Annotated in this window: 17 protein-coding genes; 14 read left to right on the forward strand and 3 right to left on the reverse strand. The window is 71.8% G+C overall.

What is annotated here, in order from left to right; translation table 11 throughout:
* Position 1: 1 nt before the first annotated feature.
* From HNR40_RS46030 to HNR40_RS46065, 8 genes are read left to right on the forward strand one after another with little or no spacing between them, the layout of a single operon-like run.
* Positions 2–1,789: a hypothetical protein gene (locus HNR40_RS46030; protein WP_221341641.1), complete on the forward strand. Its 1,788-nt coding sequence runs from the start codon at positions 2–4 to the stop codon at positions 1,787–1,789.
* Positions 1,790–1,802: 13 nt separating this feature from the next.
* Complete coding sequence (locus HNR40_RS46035) at positions 1,803–2,927, forward strand: hypothetical protein (RefSeq protein ID WP_184973277.1); 1,125 nt, start codon at positions 1,803–1,805, stop codon at positions 2,925–2,927.
* The gene (locus tag HNR40_RS46040) at positions 2,924–5,335 is read left to right on the forward strand and encodes a hypothetical protein (RefSeq protein WP_184973279.1); all 2,412 of its coding nucleotides are present in this window, start codon (positions 2,924–2,926) and stop codon (positions 5,333–5,335) included. Before HNR40_RS46035 ends, HNR40_RS46040 begins: the two co-directional genes overlap by 4 nt.
* Positions 5,332–6,714, forward strand: a complete 1,383-nt coding sequence (locus tag HNR40_RS46045; RefSeq protein ID WP_184973280.1) for a hypothetical protein — start codon at positions 5,332–5,334, stop codon at positions 6,712–6,714. Before HNR40_RS46040 ends, HNR40_RS46045 begins: the two co-directional genes overlap by 4 nt.
* Entirely contained in the window at positions 6,711–8,000 is a 1,290-nt protein-coding gene (locus tag HNR40_RS46050; protein ID WP_184973282.1) for a hypothetical protein, read from the forward strand. Before HNR40_RS46045 ends, HNR40_RS46050 begins: the two co-directional genes overlap by 4 nt.
* Positions 7,997–8,923 carry a hypothetical protein gene (locus tag HNR40_RS46055; RefSeq protein ID WP_184973284.1) on the forward strand — a complete coding sequence of 309 codons (927 nt, stop codon included), beginning with the start codon at positions 7,997–7,999 and terminating at the stop codon, positions 8,921–8,923. The genes HNR40_RS46050 and HNR40_RS46055 overlap by 4 nt, the downstream gene beginning before the upstream one ends.
* Before the next feature lie 14 nt (positions 8,924–8,937).
* A complete protein-coding gene (locus HNR40_RS46060; protein ID WP_184973285.1) occupies positions 8,938–10,533 on the forward strand; it encodes a vWA domain-containing protein in 1,596 nt (531 codons plus the stop codon).
* Entirely contained in the window at positions 10,526–10,849 is a 324-nt protein-coding gene (locus HNR40_RS46065) for a CU044_2847 family protein (RefSeq protein WP_184973287.1), read from the forward strand. Before HNR40_RS46060 ends, HNR40_RS46065 begins: the two co-directional genes overlap by 8 nt.
* Positions 10,850–10,852: 3 nt before the next feature.
* Here the strand turns inward: HNR40_RS46065 and HNR40_RS46070 are convergent, their stop codons facing one another.
* Both HNR40_RS46070 and HNR40_RS46075 read right to left on the reverse strand, forming a co-directional pair.
* Positions 10,853–11,500, reverse strand: coding sequence for a helix-turn-helix domain-containing protein (locus HNR40_RS46070; protein WP_184973289.1), 648 nt, complete (start codon positions 11,498–11,500; stop codon positions 10,853–10,855).
* 89 nt (positions 11,501–11,589) lie between these two features.
* Positions 11,590–12,342, reverse strand: coding sequence for a GNAT family N-acetyltransferase (locus HNR40_RS46075; RefSeq protein ID WP_184973291.1), 753 nt, complete (start codon positions 12,340–12,342; stop codon positions 11,590–11,592).
* Positions 12,343–12,411: 69 nt separating this feature from the next.
* Between HNR40_RS46075 and HNR40_RS46080 the strand changes: the two genes are divergently transcribed.
* Positions 12,412–12,747 (forward strand): nitroreductase/quinone reductase family protein, encoded by a 336-nt coding sequence (locus HNR40_RS46080; protein ID WP_184973293.1) that lies wholly within the window; start codon positions 12,412–12,414, stop codon positions 12,745–12,747.
* Complete coding sequence (locus HNR40_RS46085) at positions 12,744–13,211, forward strand: pyridoxamine 5'-phosphate oxidase family protein (RefSeq protein ID WP_184973295.1); 468 nt, start codon at positions 12,744–12,746, stop codon at positions 13,209–13,211. Before HNR40_RS46080 ends, HNR40_RS46085 begins: the two co-directional genes overlap by 4 nt.
* A gap of 1 nt (position 13,212) precedes the next feature.
* On the opposite strand, the gene HNR40_RS46090 is transcribed toward HNR40_RS46085, so the two are convergent.
* Positions 13,213–13,617: a MarR family winged helix-turn-helix transcriptional regulator gene (locus tag HNR40_RS46090; protein WP_184973297.1), complete on the reverse strand. Its 405-nt coding sequence runs from the start codon at positions 13,615–13,617 to the stop codon at positions 13,213–13,215.
* Between the two features lie 67 nt (positions 13,618–13,684).
* Here HNR40_RS46090 and HNR40_RS46095 point away from each other — a divergent pair, with 67 nt between their 5' ends.
* The 4 genes from HNR40_RS46095 to fmdA all read left to right on the forward strand — a co-directional run bounded on the left by HNR40_RS46095 (position 13,685) and on the right by fmdA (position 16,867).
* Positions 13,685–14,731: a substrate-binding domain-containing protein gene (locus HNR40_RS46095; RefSeq protein WP_184973299.1), complete on the forward strand. Its 1,047-nt coding sequence runs from the start codon at positions 13,685–13,687 to the stop codon at positions 14,729–14,731.
* Between the two features lie 63 nt (positions 14,732–14,794).
* Positions 14,795–15,010, forward strand: coding sequence for an FmdB family zinc ribbon protein (locus tag HNR40_RS46100; RefSeq protein WP_184973301.1), 216 nt, complete (start codon positions 14,795–14,797; stop codon positions 15,008–15,010).
* Positions 15,011–15,015: 5 nt separating this feature from the next.
* A complete protein-coding gene (locus HNR40_RS46105; protein WP_184973303.1) occupies positions 15,016–15,627 on the forward strand; it encodes an AmiS/UreI family transporter in 612 nt (203 codons plus the stop codon).
* Positions 15,620–16,867, forward strand: a complete 1,248-nt coding sequence (gene fmdA / locus HNR40_RS46110) for a formamidase (protein WP_184973305.1) — start codon at positions 15,620–15,622, stop codon at positions 16,865–16,867. Before HNR40_RS46105 ends, fmdA begins: the two co-directional genes overlap by 8 nt.

The following is a 16,867-nucleotide window of genomic DNA, read 5'->3' on the forward strand; positions in this document are numbered from 1 at the left end:
GGTGCTGATCGGGGGCTCCGGCGAGATGGGCTGCCCGGTCTGCGGAGCCGTCTCCGCCGCCAGGACGTGCGGCGGATGCGGCTGGGAGCTGCTCGGAGAGCTGGTCATGGGGTCGGCCACGCCCGTGGACCGGCGCTCGCTGGAAGACCGGCTGGCCGCCGCGCGCCGGCTGCTGGACGTGCGGGCCGCGGTACGAGCCGCCCGCGGCTGCCCGGCCGAGCAGGAGCGGGCGTTGTTCGCCCTGGCCGGGACCACGCCTGATTCGCCCGACGCGGGCCGGGCGCGCTCCGCCGTACCAGAACTCATGCCGATGGACCTGGCCACCGCGCTCAAGGACCTGCCCGCGGACGAGGACGTGCTGGTGGCCGAGATCGGGCCGGACGGGCTGGTCCTCGGCGGCGAGGTGATCGCGTGGGACCGGCTGATCCCCTCGCTCAGCTCCGATCCGCTGAGCCGGCGCTTCCAGCTCGCGGGCGGCCGCGCGGCCGAGCTGCCCGGCCGGGACGCCTTGGAGGCGGCCATCGACGCGTCCCTGCCGGCGGCAAGGGGCGAGAAGGCGGTCGTCATCCTCGAACGCTGTCCCGACTGGCCGCTCGCCGCCCGGCTGGCGGCCCACCTGGCGGCGCGGTACGCGGCGGTGAAGACGGTCACCACCGACGCGCCCGCCGCCGCCGTCGCCGCCCGGCTGGCGGGCGGCACGTTCCTTCCCCACGACTACGCGCTGGTGCTGGCCCGCCCGGGGCAGGTGGCGGGTGGTTTCCTGCTGGAGCCGCGCACCTTGTTCCCGGCCGGGATCGACGCCGGATCCGCCGCCGTCGCGGAGGTACGGGTCTGCGCGCCGCCCGCCCCCGGCGGCGTCGAGCGGATCGCGCTCAAGATCCCGGTGGTGGCGCTGACCGGTGAGCGGCGCGACGGCTGGAAGCCGGTGCGGATCGTCGAGCTGGACCTCGCACCCGGCGAGTCGGCCACCCTGGCCTTTACCCTGAACGGGCCGGGCCGGGTGGACGTCGCGGCGTCCACGGGAACCGTGCGCGAGTCCGCGGCGAGCTGGTCCGGCCTGCTCACCGAGCTGGATCAGGCCAGGCTCGACCTGCCGCTCGACCTGGTGGTGCTGGTGGAGCTCGGCGGGCCGCGCAACCACGAGCGGGTCGCCGCCGTCGTCGACATCGTGGAACACGTCCAGCGCGGTCGGCCGGGCGGGCAGGTGCGGGTCGCGGTGATCCTCTACTGGGATCACGAGATCAGCAAGCGGCGCGGCGCCGCTCCCAAAGAGGAGCCGCCCAGCGTGACGCCGTTCCAGAACTCCGCCGACGCGCTGAACGACCTGCGCTTCCTGCTGGACAGCGACTACAGCGCCGACTACGAGTACCCGGAGGCGGTCGCGCTGGAGGACGCGCTGCACGCGGTCGAGGAACTGGAGACGTGGAGGCACGGCGACCGTGCCCTGCTGGTCTCCGCCACCAGGGCGCCGCATCCCGCCGGCGACCAGGAGCACAAGACGATGGTCAGGCGGTGTCCGCTGGGACTCGACTGGCGTACGGCGCTGACCGAGCCGTCCGACTGGCTCGGAAGGACCGTCCTGCTGGTCGACTCCGGCGCCAGGCCGGCCAACATGCACGAGCGCGAGGCGGCCAGAAGGGCGGAGGCCGTCTGGGAGGAGTTCCGCGCGGCCCGCTGGGACCTGGTCTCCCACGATGACGACGACGCGATCAAGACCGCCGCCAACACCCTGGCCCCGCCTTCGGCCGTCGCGCGGCCCGTCCCCATCCCGTTCACCGCCTCGCGCTGAGTAAAGGAGCACCGTGGCCACACCTTCGCAGGGCCCGCAGGCCGACTACGAGCGGGCCGAACCCGGCCACGCTGAACCGCCCCCTCAGCAGACCCGCACCGCGCCGGAGGCGCCCCTCGCCTGGCCGGGTGACTCGGAGGTGCGCATCGTGCTGTGGGGACCGACCTTCTCCGGCAAGACCACCTTCCTCGGCGCCTTGTTCCTGGCGCCTGAGCGCATCGAGGGCTTCGGCACCTGGAACATCATCCCGCTGAGCGAGGAGTCCTCGTTGTTCCAGCGGGCGATCGTGAAGACGCTGGAGGACGGACACGCCTTCCCGCCCAAGACGCTGACCGAGGGCAAGCCGCTGGCCTGGCGGTTCGTGGGGGACCTGATCGGCAGCGGGCACAGCCGCCGCCTCATGCCGTTCCGGGTGCCGTCCAGGTTGCGCGGCGGCGGCTGGAACCGCTCCGGCGACACGGTCACCTTCACCCTGCACATCCAGGACCTGCCGGGCGAGGCATACGACTTCAGCAAGCCGTACCCGAACCAGAACGCGATCATCAGGCATCTCGCCGACGCCAACGCGCTGATCTACCTGCACGACCCGCTCCGCGACGCCGACGAGTTCGAGGCCCTGACCATGGGCTTCTTCCGCGACATGACCGAGGCGCTGCAGACGTACGACCCGGACAAGCTGATCAAGGGACGGCTGCACCACCACGTGGCGACCTGCGTCACCAAGTTCGACCACCCCGCGATCTACCGCGAGGCGCTGAAGCAGACCTTCGCGCTGTGCGATCCGGAGCCGCCGCACGCCCCCAGGGTCACCGACGAGAACGGCAAGGCGTTCTTCGCCTGGATCTGCGACCTCTACCGGGACGAGGGGGTGAACTACATGCGCGCCGCGCTGGAGACCAAATTCCTGCCACAGCGAGTGCGGTACTACGCGACGTCCGCCATCGGCTTCTACCAGAAGAACGGGCAGGTCAACCTCGACGACTGCGTGAACAGCGGTCCGGTGCCCGATCCGGTCACCGGGAAGATGGTCAACGGCATCCGTGGCCCGCTGCACCCGATCAACGTGCTGGAACCGCTGGTCAACCTGGCGATGGCGGTCCGCAAGGCCAAGCCGGGCACGCCGGGTGGTGGGCGATGAGCGCAGGTCCGCCGGTGGAGCCGCGTGCGGTCAGTGCGCTGTGGGCGGTGTTCGGCAACGCCGAAGGCGGCGGCGCCGGCTACACGGTGCTCCAGGCCAGCGACGACAAACTCGCCTTCTTCGAGCAGGAGATCCGGCGCTACCTGCCCGGGACCCCGCCGAACCGCGCCGATCCGCCGCCGCTGCCGTACTACACCTTCGCTCCCGGACCCGCCGCGCGGAACAAGGGCGCGCCCCTGATGTCGTTCAGCAGGCTCGAAGCCACCGACATCCTGGACGCCGCGGGACGCCCGAGCATCCGGCTGCGCTACTACAGCCCGACCTTCGCCGATCTGGTCGGGACGCCCGGTCCGGGGGAACCGCTGCTCGCCGGCTACACGGACCTGGCCGAGGCCATGGACGCCGCGCCCTCCCCATGGTCCGACCAGCCGCACATCACGCTGAACGTCCGCCCCGGCGGCTGGGGGGCGATCCAGGCCGGGGTGGCCCGCTTCCCCTTCGACTGGCTGGCATCGGGCGCCGCCGCGCTGCTGGCCGGTCGCGTCGTGATCACCGGTGCGGCGGCCGTGCCGGTCCCGGAACGGCTGGCCTGCCTGGACGCCATCGCCGGGTTGCTGCCTTTCGGCGTGCGGGCCTCGATCGCGGCGGCGACATGGGCCGACAGCGCCGCGGTGCACCAGCTGCGACTGTACTTCGGGGACACGGCCGGCCCCGAGGCCTACGAGCTGCGCTGGGATGGTACCTCGGGCGAGTTGAGCGACCGGGACGCCCGTGACTACCATGCCCTGCTCTGGCGCTGCCTGGACGACGGGGCGCCGGGTGACGGCGCGCCCACCGGCCTGCTCGAACCGCTGGCCCGACAGACCGGCCCTTTCGACCTGGACAGTCCCGAGGCGATCGTGGCGGCGTTGCGCTCCAGGACGCTGATGGCGCCGGAGGCGGCGGTCAAGCGGCTGACGGGCTTGGAGGAGGATCGCGCCATGGTCCGGCAGGGGCTCTCCTCCGGCCGTGTCAACGCGACCAACACGACTGTGGAGGGGCGCGCGGCCTGCTGGGTCGAGCTGGTCAGAGACATCCACACGCCCCTGGATCCCGACCATCTGCGCCGGCTGGACCTGCCCTGCTCCGAGCGGTACCTGCACGTCATCGCCCGGGGGCTGACGCGGGTGCTCGGCGTGCCGGGCGGGCTCGGGGTCGCGCTGGAGTACGCCACCTGCGCTCGTTCACAGGGAACGCTCGGCGGGTTGCTCGTTCACGTGCTCGGCAAGCTGCGTTCGCACGACCCGGACCAGGTCGGCGCGTTCGCCAGGCTGGTCCGGGAGCTCGGCTACCCGCCGGAGCTCCGATCGCGGCTGGGCGAGGTGGACGACGTCACGGTGGCGCTGGTCGACCACGTCCTGGGCACCGATGCCGGTCAGGCCACCGAGTACGTCGGCTACCTGTGCGCGAAACGGCCTGAGCCGCAGTGGCTCCTGCCCTTGTGGCACCTTCTCGGCCGGCGGCCGTGGACGCCGCCGGTGAGGTTCGCCGATCCCTTCGCGGACATCGACGGCTATGAGGCCCTGGTCTTCGCCGCGGCCAGGCTGGGCGGGTGCACGGAACAGGGGGTTGGGATGATCTTCCCGCAGTTGCTGGAGATCGCGCTGGGCGACGACGGGAAGAGCCGGTTGCAGCCGTTCCTGCACCTGGGCTCCGGCCCCTCCAGCGACGCCCTGCGCCTGCTGGTCGGCATCGACGCCGTGCCGGTCACCCCCGACCGGATACGTCCGCTGCACCCGTACCTGACCGACATGCCGGCGCTGCGCGAGCGGCTGATCGGCCTGCTGACCGAACTCGGGCAGGCGCTCGACCTGCTGGACGTCGATCCGGAGCTCGACCGCGACCTGTGCGTGTGGATGCTGGAGCAGGAGACGAGGCTGACGAGGGACTGGCGGGTTCAGCCGCCAGACGAGGGGCTGCGGGAGCGACTGGCCAGAGCGGCCGGGCTGAACGACAGGCCGGGAGGCACGACGGACAGCCTGCGCCGGACGGCGCTGACCGACCTGCACCGGGCGGCCGGGCTCGCCGCCGTGCGCCGGGTGGCGAGGACCGGGGGACGGTCCCAGCTGGCCGAGGCGGTCGGCAAGGCACTGCTCCCGGACCTGGCGACGGAGGACCTGGTGGCCACGCTCGACACGGTCGAGGCCAAGGGGCTGGACGAGCTGTTCCGGCGGATCGCGGGGACCGACGAGGACCTGTACCACCGGCTTGCCGAACCGGTGCTGAAGGGACTGCTGGGCGCCGAACGCGCGGCGGAGTTCGTCGCGCTGCAGCACGACTACCTGCTCGACGAGCAGGTCCGCGACGACGAGGAGTGGGACCGGCTGAAACGGCTCTCCCTGCTCTTGGACGGGCTCTGCGACTCATGAACGAGGAGATCGCCGTCGCCTGGGCCGAATTCGAGACCGACATCCGGCCCGGAGCGACGTTCACGTATCCGCGCCGCGGACGGCACGCGGCGCCCGGCCTGATCAAGTCCGTCAGCCTGAAGGGGAAGGAGCTGACCGGGTTCCCGGCGTTCCGGCACACCGATCCGCAGTACACCTTCACCACCCCGTCGGCCATGGCGGGCTATCTGCTCGTCACCGCCGAACCGCCCTCGGCCGGGACTCTGGGGCCTAGATACGCCTGGTGCTGCGCGATCCCCTTCGAGAGGCTTCACGGTGCGGGTTACGTCGGCCTCCAGGCCGTGCTTCCGCCCATGCCGCCCGACAAGGGCGCCATAACCCTCACCACACCCCGGTACGAGCTCCACGAGACCGTCGCCCTGTACAAGCGGTTCCGCGTGGACTGGTGCTTCGACATCTGCGCGTCCCTGGTCGCCGAGCCGTTCCGCGTGGCGATCCCCGGGGCCGACCTGCCGTGGAGGGCCAGGCTGGAGGCGCTGGACGCCGTCACCGCCCTCCTGCCGTACGGCGTGCGCTCGGGACTGCGCGCGACCACCCACGGCCAGAACCCCGCCGAACCCTTCCATCTGTACTTCACCGACAAGGTGTCGTCCACGGACCGGGTCTGGCACCCTGACAACGACCGCGACTGGCGGTTCCGGAGCCTTCGCGGCATCTTTCAGGACTGCTGGGAGGACCTGGAGCGCCATCTCGACAAGCAGGCGGCGATGGCCTTCATGGTCGCCGCCATGCGCACCGCGCCCGAGCCGGTCAGCCTCACCTCCGACGGGCTCATGACCCGGGTCCAAAGGCTGCTGAACTCGTCCACGAGCCCCAGCCGCGCGCTGCCGCCGCCTCCGCCGGCCCGCGAACTGCCCGACGTGCTGGGCCGCGACCCGCACGCCGTGCGGCGGATGGTGGTGGATCTCGCGCCGCAGGGTGCCGCGAAGATCGTCCGGCTGGCCGCGTCCGGGCGGGCCACGGGTCGCTGGGGGGCCGTGCCGTACGTGCTGTGCCTGGCGGGGCACACTCCGGAGCTGGACGCGGAGCTGCGCCGCTGGCTTATCGACCAGGCGCTCAACGTTCCGGACGACGCCTCTTCCGCCATCTCCATGACGGCCCTCACCCCGGGGGACCCGGTTGCTCTGCTGGACCTGGTGCTCGCCGCGCTTGAGTCGTTGACCTCGCCGCCGGAGGGGCTGCTGCGCACGCTCGCCGCCGCCTTCTCCGCGGCCTGGGCGGAGCCCATGAAGCGGCGCCGGGCGGCGAACACGGCGGAACAGGAACGGTTCACCGAGCGCGAGCACCGGCGCCATGCCCGGAGCGCCTGGCTCACCGAGCGGACGAGGAGGAAGCCATGACCAGTGCCGGTGTGGACGCCGGTTGCGCGTTCACCCGCGTCGCCGTGGCCGTGCCCGCGACGGGGGGTTTCACCGAGCGGTGCGCCGCCACCGCCACCGACCCCGCCGCCCCCGGCCGCGAGAAGCTGGACCCCGACCGGCAGGCGGACGTGCTGCGCGAGCTGCTGCCCGAGGGCGTCACGAAGGTGGTCGTGGCGGTGCCGTACGCCGTCTTCGGGCGGGGCCGGCAGCCGATCGAGCCGATCCTCGCCGCGTTGACCCCGGCGCCCGTCACGCTGGTGCCGGGGCCCGTGGCCGCGCTCGCCGCCGTCCTGCGCGGCCGGACCGACCTGGGCGGCACCGCCTCGGTCGTGGTGGCCGACCTCGGCGCCGGCCACGCCGAGCTGTTGTTGTGCGACACCTCGGGCGAGCTGCCGGCCGTACGCGACCACGTCACGACCGGCGCGCGGACACGGAAGCTGGACCCCTTCTGGCGGCTGGCCGTGGCCGCGTTGCCCGACGCGGGCCGGGAGGAGCGGCTCGCGCTGGCGGGGGCGCTGTCCGTGCTGCCCCAAGGGGACCTGACCAAGGCCGACCTCGCGCTCAACCGCTGCCGGACCGACACCAACTATCACGCCACACCGGTCTACGACCGGCAGGGCCGCCTGCGGGCCAGGGTGGCCATGGACGTGCTCGAACCGATCGCGACGCGGCTGGGCGAGACGGCGGCGACGCTCGCGCGATCGAGCCCTGACGCGGTCGGCGCCCCGGTGCTGTTTCTCGGCGGCGGCAGCGGGATCGGACCGCTGCGCGGCAGCGTGCTGCGCGGCCTGGGCCACGCCGAGGGCACGGGCTCGGTGCTGGACGTCCCGGCGGAGGCCCGCGCCTACGCCGCGGCCCGGGGCGCGGCCCTGATAGCGGCCGGGGAGCCCGGACTGGCCGCGGTCTTCGAGGACGCCCTCGCGCTCGAACTGCACTGGCAGCACGCGGGAGTCCTGGAGGACGTGTTGCTCCCGCTGGCCGATCGTCTGCGCGCCGGTGAGCCGGAACTCTACGCCGTCGACCCGCGCGACGGCGCTCCCGCCCGCATCGACGTGCTCACACCGCAGGCTCTGCGCCTGTGGCTGCGCAGAAAGGGCGCGGAGGCGTACGTGCCGCTGCCTTACGCGGGCGCGCCACCCCTGAATCCGGGGCGATACCAGGTCGGGCTCCGGCTGGATGGTCCTGAACTGCCCGTGCTCGTGTTCTCCCCGGTCGACGGCGGGCTCGCCGTCAGCTGGCCGGTGACCGTCCCCCGGGGGAGATGATGGCCGACGACCTGGCGGGCGCGCTGGCCGACCTCGCCTCCGCCTACCGCCGGACGCAGGCCGCGCTGACCGCGGCCGCCGAGTCCGGGCAGGCGGCCGCCTTCGACGCGCTGATCCGGCTGGACGACGCGCTCAAGGAGACCGAGCCGGTGCTGCCCCAACTGGCCGAGCTGCTCAAGGCGGCCGACCCCGGCGACGACGTGACGGCCGAGCTGGAACGCCGGAGAGAGGCCATCTCCGAGTTACGCGGGCGCGCGGCCTACCAGCGCCTGCGCATCGATCGGTTGCGGCGGTCGGTCGAGGACGTGGCCGACGTGGAGGCTGAGTACACCCGCCTGCGAGAGGAACGCGACCGCCTGGAACGCGTCCAGGAACTCTCCGAACGGCTGCCGGAGCTGCGCGCGACCGTGGAGCGGCTCGCCGCGGCCATCGAGCCGCTACGCTCCGGCAACGCCGGCGCCGAACGCTCGCTCAAGGAGGCGCTGGACGCCTGGCCGATCCTGACGGACGAACTGCGGGCGCTGATCGAGCCGCGCGTCGCCGACGCCTATGCCAAGGCCGAGGCACAGCTCAAGGACCTGACCGACAAGATCGCCAAAGAACGCGCCGCCGAGGCCCATTTCACCGACCGCAAGATGAAGTACGACGCGGCGGCCGAGCGCCACGCGCGAGCGCTGCGGGAGAGCGAGCACTTCGTCCAAGGGCTGCTGCTTTATGCGGAGGCGGATCGCGCTTTAGTGGACGCGCTGCTGGAGACGGGCACGGACACCGCGGGCGCCGAGCCGGGGATCGAGCAGGTGGATGCCGCCCTACGACGGTGCGAACGCGGCCTGGCCGCGATCGACCAGGCGCTGCGGGCTCAGCTCGAGGCCCGCACGGCCGTACCGGAGATCCTCCGCCTGGGTGACGGCCCAGGGGATTGAGGCGAGGAGACCTCGTGAGAGTGCACATGTTCGTGGTGATCACTGCGGTGCTGCTGCTCGTCTCGCCGGTGGCCTTGGCCGGTACCGGCCCGGCCGAACCGCCGCAGGCCGGCCGGAGCGAGGTGTACCAGAGCCTCGGCGTGTTCACCGGGGCCGACTACGTCGTGGTGCTGGACGCGTCCGGTTCCATGGACGCGCGCCGTACTGAGGTGATCGTGGCGCTCAATGCCCTGCTGAGCGGAATCAAGCCGGTCGACCGGGTCGCGCTGGTGTCCTTCACCAAGCCCGCGCCGACCCAGGCCACCTACTCGCTGGGGCCGCTGACCAGCGCCGCGGACTTTCTGTCCCGGGTGCCGCCCATGAGCGGCGGCACCGACATCGGCGGTGGCCTCAGCAAGGGCCTGGAGGAACTGGAGCACTCCACCGAAGTACGTCCGTCCGCCGTCATTCTGGTGACCGACGCCAAGCAGAACCCCGACGGCACGATCACCCCCGCACAGTGGGACGCGTTGCGGGAGCGGGTGGCGAAGCTGCGCGAGCGCCGGCGCGACGGGGTGCCGCAGCTCGTCCGTGGCTATGTGCTGAGCTGGGGCGGCGGCGATACCGCCCCGTCCTTCCAGGCGGGCTCCTCGTGCGGGGCCAGCAGCAGCTTCACGATCGCGCAGTGCGTCTTCTCGCCCGCCGAGACCGGTGCGATCGTGCCCGCCAACGCGGCGCCGTTCCTGGCCTCACTGCCCGAGACCTTCGCCGACCGGCGCTTCGAGGCGCTGCTGGCCGAGGACGCCCGCGCGGCCGCCGCGGGGCGGGCGGTCACGGTTCAGGTGACGCCCGGCGCCGTCGACATGGCGGCCCGCACGGCGGAAGTCCAGGTCAGCGCGGACTCCGCCACGCGCCACCTTCCCTTGCGCGTCTGCGGCCTCGCCGCGCGCGCGTCGGGGCTGACGGGCCTGCGCGTGACCTCCGCGACCCCGCCGTGCCTGGATCTGCCGCCGGGAGCGAAGGGTGTCAAAACCATGGTGACGCTCTCGTGGGCGTCCGGGGCCCAGCCCTGGTACGCGCTCGGTCCACCGCCCATGTCGGTCGGCGGCACGCTTTCCTACCGGCTCACCAGCACCTACTCCGATCTGATGTCCCGCGCGGCCGGCCAGGACGGCCGCTTCGCCCCCGCGGCCCGTCCCGCCGCGTTCACCCTCGCCGCTCCCGCCGGCGTGGTCTGGCAAGTGGAACTGATCGTCCTGGCGATCCTGCTGTTGTTGCTGCTCATCCGGCTGGCGGGCTTCCCGACGACCTTGTGGGTCGTACGGGGCGAGCAGCGCGTACGCCTGCACGTCTGGCTGCCGAAGATGTCGCACAAGGTCGCCGGCCACGCGCCGCTGGTGATCGGCACCACGTGGAAGCCGTGGCGGCTCGTAGCCCGCAGGTCCCCGCTCGAAGTGCTCGTCTGGCCGTTGGGCGAGCAGAAACTCAAAGGTCCGGCACGTGCCCGCCACGAGGTCGACCTGCGGCCGTACGCCCGCAGGCTGACCGTCTCCGCCCTTCCTGGCATCACCATGTCCCGGGGCGGCTGGCTGCGCCCCGGCCGTCCGCGAAAGGAACGTTCCGATGGATGACCTCAGCACTGCCGGCACCACCCCCGTCGTGCTGCCCAACGGGGCCCGGATAGAAGTGCGCCGGAAGGACGGCGGCCCCGCCGACGTCGCCGGCGGCATGCCCGACTTCACCGCCGTCGCCGACACCCTGCGCGGGGTCTCGGAGTCGGTTCTGGACGCGCTGCGCAAGGCTCGACCACACGAGGTGATGGTGGAGTTCGGCATGAACGTCTCGGCTAAGTCGGGGCGCCTGAGCAGCCTCCTCGTCTCGGCCGACGCCGCCGCCGACTTCAAGATCACCCTGAAGTGGGACGGAACCGATCCCGAACCGCGGTGACGGTCAGGGGGTGTCCAGGTGGATCAGGGCGGGTGGGAGTTCCGGTAGCGGTACGCCGCGCAGCCGCATGCCGTCGCGCAGGAAGGCCAGCCGGTCGGCGGCGTGGCGTGCCTGCTCGGCGTGCAGGTGCGCCGCCTCCTTCCACTCCCGCTGGTTCGGGTCCTGGGTGTCGGCGGCGCGCGTACCGGCTGTGCGGGCGGCGCGGGAGCGGGACGTCCACTCCTCGACGGCGCGGTGGTGGTCGCGCAGCAGCCGTAACGCGTCGCGCCGCTCCTCGCCCGCCTCGGTGTCGTCGGCGTCGGGGGCCGGAGCGGTGCCGTCCAGCCACGCGGCGGCCTCGGTGGCGGGCGCCTCGACGCCGGGCAGGATCTCCACCGGCTCGTCGTGCAGGGGGACGAGGAGCAGCATGGGCGGGGTGTCCAGGGCGCGGGCGAGGACCAGCAGTTCGGCCACGGACATGGAGGCGCGGACGCCGGATTCCAGTTTGTTGAGGTTCGTGCGTTCGAGCGGGTAGCCCAGGGCGGTGCAGCGGTCGGCGAGCGCCTGCACGGTCATGCGGCGGCGCTCGCGGTGGGCACGGATGTTGCCGGCGACGGTCCGGGTGTAGGCGACCGACCAGTCGTCGGGTGTCGCCGGGTGGCGCTTCGGCACGCAGCGGCCCCCTGCCTCTGGTGGAAGCGTCCACCCTAGGCGATCTTGGACATCCGGCACAACACGGGTTTACCACTCCGGGTCAGTCTCTACTCGATGCGCAGGAATCCGTGGGTACGGCCCAGCGGCTCGAAACCCAGCCGGGCGTAGAACTCGCGGGCCCAGTTGTCGGTCCCGGTGTAGAGGAAGATCAGTGCGGCCCCGGCGGCTTCGGCCAGCATCGACTCCATGAGCGTGCGGGCATGGCCTTTGCCTCGGTGCCGCTCGGCGGTGTAGACGCTTTCGATCTGGGCGATGTCGTCCTGAACGTACAGGTCGGCACGGGCGGCGACCTCCCCGTCAGGCGCCCGGACGCCGCGGAAGGCCACGGTGGCGGCGCCGCGTACCCGGTCCTGGATGCGCAGGGCCAGCGCCTCGACCTCCTCGTCGGTGGCGCCGGGCAGCGTCTCGCGCCAGTTCGCCCGCAACACCGAGATCATCTCGTCCAGGCCGAGCTCGTCCGCGGCGGGCACGCCTGTGGGGGCCTGGCCGCGGTACACCATGGTGAGGTACGGCGAGTGCTCGTACCCGGCGGCGGTGAAAGCGGGTGCGAAGGCGGCGCCGAGCTCGTCGTCGAGCACGTGGACGTAGCGGTGGCCCCGCTCGGCCATCGCCTCGTCGGCCGCCTGGACGACGGCGGCGGGGTCGTCGCCCGCCCAGATGATCAGCTTGTTGTCGTCGTGCGAGGCCTGGAAGCGGTCGTTCAGTACAGCCACGCCACCGGGCACGTCGATGGTCCGCCGCGCCTTGCGGAGGTTGAAGTCCCGCTGGAACCGGTGGACGCGGGCGAGTTCCTCAGACATGACACAGCAGCCTAAGGGCCCAGAGGGGGTCTGGAGGAAAGCTGGAGTCCCGGCGGCCATGCTGCCCGTATGAGTGACTTGGTGATCACGACAGTGGGCCGCAAGACCGGCCGTCTGCGAACGACGACACACGCCTACAGCTCCGACGACGGCCATTTGGTGTTGATAGGCCCGGGTTCGGAAAGGGGCCCGCACCTGCCCGGCTGGTACCGGGACCTGGTGGCCCACCCCGAGGCGGAAGTGCAGTTGGGCGACAAGAAGCTGCACGTCCGCGCGCACACCGCGCACGGTGCCGAGCGGCGCAGGTTGTGGAACGAGCTGGTGGCCAGTCGACCGGTCTACCAGCGCTATGCGAACGCGGCCAGGGGCGAGATCCCGGTCGTGGTGCTGGAGGAGACGGCATGACGAAGTTCAGCGAGATCCAGGACGCCTTCGAGGCCTACATCGGCGACATCGTCTACGCCACCATGACGACAGTGGACAAGAAGAACCGGCCGAGGGCCCGGGTGCTGATCCCGATCTGGGAGATGGTGGACGACGAGCCGCTGGGCTGGCTGGCCACGTACAAGACGCCGGTGAAGGCGGCGCATCTGGCGAACAACCCGCACACCACGTTCTCCTACTGGACCCCGCGCCAGAACGCGGTGAACGTCGACACGGTCGCGGAATGGGTGACGGACATCGAGGTCAAGCGCCGCGTGTGGGACCTCTACCGGAAGACCAGCCCGCGCGGCGCCGGCTACAACCTGGGCAACTTCTGGACCGGCCCGGCCGACCCGAAGCTGCACGTGCTGCGGCTGGAGCCGTGGCGGGTGCAGGTGATCCGCGGCACCGACCTGCGCAGCCAGATCTGGAAGAAAGGCGAGTAGGTCAGCTCAGGCGGGCGACGATCCTGGTCAGGACCTCGGCGAGCTGGGCCAGGTCCTCGCCCGCCTCCTGCTCCAGCCGGGCGCGTTCGCCCTCGACGGCCGTCTCCCACCGCCGCAGGGCGGCCTTGCCGCGGGCCGAGGCGTAGATGAGCACCCGGCGGCGGTCGGCGTCGTCGACCCGCCGGTAGACCAGCCCCTGGGACACCAGCTTGTCCACGATCTTGGTGACGGTCGGCGCGGCGAGGATGACGTGCTCGGCCACCTGCGTCATCGGGTGCCCCTGGCCGTCGGCGAGCAGGCCCAGCACGCGCCATTGGTCGACCGTGCCGCCGACCGAGGTGAGCGCGGTCGAGATCCGCTGCGTGAACTGGCGTTCCGCGAGCGTGAGCAGGCGTGCTGTCTCCATGTTCACTCCAGATTAACAGTTCACGCGCAAATACTTCGCGGATAAAGTGACCGCGAAGGAGCGCGCCATGGACACTCTCGCGGTCGCCCTGGTGATCCCGTTGCGGGGCCCGGCCGGCATCTTCGGTCCCTCCTGCGAGCTGTGCGCCACGCTGGCCGCCGACGAGATCAACGCCAGGAGCGGGCTGCTCGGCCGCGAGCTGGTCTTCCGCGTGGTCGACGGCGGCCGCCCGCCGCGCGAGGTCGCCGACGAGGTCGACCGGCTGATCACCGCGGGCGAGGTCCAGGCCGTCACGGGCTGGCACATCTCCGCGGTACGGCAGGCCGTGGCCCCCCGGATAGCCGGGCGGGTGCCGTACCTCTACACCCCGCTCTACGAGGGCGGCGAGCACACCCCGTGGGTCTTCCTGACCGGCGAGACGCCGGGGCGGCAGCTGCGCCCGGCGCTGCGCTGGATGGCCGAGGAACTCGGCGTCCGGCGCTGGACGGTGGTCGGCGACGACTACGTGTGGCCGAGGGAGTCGGCCAGGGCGGCCCGCCGCTACGTCAGGCAGGCGCGGGGCCAGATCGTGGACGAGGTCTACGTGCGCCTCGGCACCGAGGACTTCGGCGCAGCTCTCACCCGGATCGCTCAGGGACGCGGCGAGGGTGTGCTCATGCTGCTCGTCGGCCAGGACGCGGTGGCCTTCAACCGGGCCTTCGCCGCGGCCGGGCTGGACCGCGACCACGTGCGCTTCAGCCCGCTGATGGACGAGAACATGCTGATGGCGACCGGCGCGGCCAGCACGCGCGGGCTGTACTCGGCGGCGGGCTTCTTCGAGGGCCTGGGGACGGCTGGCAGCCTCGACCTCGGCGGGCGCTACCACGCCAGGTTCGGGCCCGACGCGCCGGTGCTCAACAGCATGGGCGAGTCCTGCTTCGAGGGCGTGCTGCTGCTGGGCGAACTGCTCAACCGGGCGGGGGAGCTGGACCTGCGCAGCATCGGGCGGATCGCCGAGGGCCTGGTGTACGAGGGGCCGCGGGGCACGATGCGGATGCGCGGGCGGCATCTGGAGCAGGCGGTGTTCCTCGCGGAGGCCGAAGGCATGGACTTCCGCGTGCTGCAGCAACTCTGAGGTCTTGACAATACTTCCCAGGATAATAGTTTCTGTGTGAAGTATCTGGGCGGAGGAGTGGCGATGGCTGTCTATGAGTACACGTGCCGGACCTGCGGGCCCTTCGACGCGCGGCACCCGATCGGGCAGGCGCCCGAGCGGGCCGCGTGCGAAGGATGTGGCGCCGCCGCGGCCCGGCGGTTCTCGCCGCCGGCCGTACGCCAGGTGACGCCGGGGCTGCGGCGGGCCCTGGACGCGCAGGAGGCCAGCGCGCACGAGCCCCGCGTCGTCAGGAGGTGACGGCCATGGCCAGCGTGGGCCTGCTGTACGTCGGCGCGGTGTTGTTCGTCAACGCGATGATGCTGCTCGGCAAGGTCGAGGCGAAGTCCGCCGCGATCCTCAACCTGTTCGCCGGAGCGCTGCAGGTCGTGACGCCCACGGTGATCATCATCACCGCGGGCGGGGACCCGGCTGCGATCATGGGCGCCTCCGGCATCTACCTGTTCGGGTTCACCTACCTCTACGTGGGCATCGGCCTGCTCGCCGGGCTCTCCAGCACGGGCGTGGGGTGGTTCTCCCTGTTCGTGGCGATCGCCGCGCTCGTCTACGCCGCCCACAACGCCTTCGTCGTGCGCGACTACCCGTTCGCGGTGATCTGGGTGCTGTGGTCGTTCCTGTGGCTGCTCTTCTTCCTCGTGCTCGGCCTCGGGCGCGCGGAGCTCACCCGCTACACCGGCTGGGTGACGCTCGTCGAGGCCTGGCTGACCGCGGTCATCCCCGCGTTCCTCCTGCTCACCGGCCGCTATACCCCCTCGGCCACCCTCGCGCTCATCCTGGCGGGCATCTGCGTCGTCGCCTTCGGCGGCCTGTGGATGTACGCCCGCCTTCCCCAAGAACGGGAGCCGTCCCATGCCTGACGTCGTCTTCTCCGTCGACCAGTCCCGATCCATGCGCGACCAGGCCGCGCCCGGACACAACCGCTGGCACCCCGACATCCCCGCCGTCGCCACCGTCCCGCCCGACACCTCGATCCGCATCGAATGCCGCGAATGGACCGACGGCCAGATCCTCAACAGCGACACCGCCAAGGACGTGCGCGACGTCGACCTGTCGGTGGCGCACATGCTCAGCGGACCCGTGGCCGTCGAGGGCGCCGAGCCCGGCGACCTGCTCGTGGTCGACATCCTCGACCTCGGCCCCGTACCCCAGACGCGCGGCGAGGCGCCCGGCGAAGGCTGGGGCTACACGGGCATCTTCGCCAAGGAGAACGGCGGCGGCTTCCTGACCGAGGAATATCCGCAGGCCTGCAAGGCCGTCTGGGACTTCCGCGGCCAGGTCGCCACCTCCCGCCACCTGCCCGGTGTGCGCTTCACCGGCATCACCCACCCCGGCCTGTTCGGCACCGCGCCCTCGCACGACCTGCTGGCCAAGTGGAACGAGCGCGAGCGCGCCCTCATCGCCACCGACCCCGGCCGGGTGCCCCCGCTCGCGCTGCCCCCGCTGGAGCAGGGCGTCCTGGCCGGCACCCTCGGCGGCTCCGACCTCGAACGCGTCGGCAGGGAAGGCGCCCGCACCGTCCCCGCCCGCGAGAACGGCGGCAACCACGACATCAAGAACTTCTCCCGGGGCTCGCGCGTCCTCTACCCCGTGCACGTGCCCGGCGCCAAGCTCTCCGGCGGCGACCTGCACTTCAGCCAGGGCGACGGCGAGATCACCTTCTGCGGCGCCATCGAGATGGGCGGCTTCATCGACATGCACGTCGATCTCATCAAGGACGGCATGAGCAAGTACGCCGTCTCCACCAACCCGATCTTCATGCCGGGCAACGTCGAGCCGCGCTACACCGAGTTCCTGTCGTTCATCGGCATCTCCGTCGACCACAAGACCAACGAGAACCACTACAACGACGCCACTCTGGCCTACCGCAACGCCTGCCTGAACGCCGTGGAGTACCTGAAGCAGTTCGGCTACAGCGGCGAGCAGGCCTACCTGATCCTCGGCTCGGCGCCCATCGAGGGACGGGTGAGCGGCGTGGTCGACATCCCCAACGCGTGCTGCTCGCTCTACCTGCCGACCGCGATCTTCGACTTCGACATCAAGCCCAACGCTGAAGGCCCCCGCAGGGCCGACCGCGGCCGCTGCGCGGTGGCCCAGTAG

This window comes from Nonomuraea endophytica, assembly GCF_014203235.1.
GTDB lineage: Bacteria > Actinomycetota > Actinomycetes > Streptosporangiales > Streptosporangiaceae > Nonomuraea > Nonomuraea endophytica.

Bases quoted from the DNA above. Each gene is read 5' to 3' on its own strand.
- HNR40_RS46040 (WP_184973279.1), top strand. From the start codon at position 2,924: ATGAGCGCAGGTCCGCCGGTGGAGCCGCGTGCGGTCAGTGCGCTGTGG.
- HNR40_RS46045 (WP_184973280.1), top strand. From the start codon at position 5,332: ATGAACGAGGAGATCGCCGTCGCCTGGGCCGAATTCGAGACCGACATC.
- HNR40_RS46050 (WP_184973282.1), top strand. From the start codon at position 6,711: ATGACCAGTGCCGGTGTGGACGCCGGTTGCGCGTTCACCCGCGTCGCC.
- HNR40_RS46055 (WP_184973284.1), top strand. From the start codon at position 7,997: ATGATGGCCGACGACCTGGCGGGCGCGCTGGCCGACCTCGCCTCCGCC.
- HNR40_RS46065 (WP_184973287.1), top strand. From the start codon at position 10,526: ATGGATGACCTCAGCACTGCCGGCACCACCCCCGTCGTGCTGCCCAAC.
- HNR40_RS46075 (WP_184973291.1), bottom strand. From the start codon at position 12,342: ATGTCTGAGGAACTCGCCCGCGTCCACCGGTTCCAGCGGGACTTCAAC.
- HNR40_RS46080 (WP_184973293.1), top strand. From the start codon at position 12,412: ATGAGTGACTTGGTGATCACGACAGTGGGCCGCAAGACCGGCCGTCTG.
- HNR40_RS46085 (WP_184973295.1), top strand. From the start codon at position 12,744: ATGACGAAGTTCAGCGAGATCCAGGACGCCTTCGAGGCCTACATCGGC.
- HNR40_RS46090 (WP_184973297.1), bottom strand. From the start codon at position 13,617: ATGGAGACAGCACGCCTGCTCACGCTCGCGGAACGCCAGTTCACGCAG.
- HNR40_RS46095 (WP_184973299.1), top strand. From the start codon at position 13,685: ATGGACACTCTCGCGGTCGCCCTGGTGATCCCGTTGCGGGGCCCGGCC.
- HNR40_RS46100 (WP_184973301.1), top strand. From the start codon at position 14,795: ATGGCTGTCTATGAGTACACGTGCCGGACCTGCGGGCCCTTCGACGCG.
- HNR40_RS46105 (WP_184973303.1), top strand. From the start codon at position 15,016: ATGGCCAGCGTGGGCCTGCTGTACGTCGGCGCGGTGTTGTTCGTCAAC.
- fmdA (WP_184973305.1), top strand. From the start codon at position 15,620: ATGCCTGACGTCGTCTTCTCCGTCGACCAGTCCCGATCCATGCGCGAC.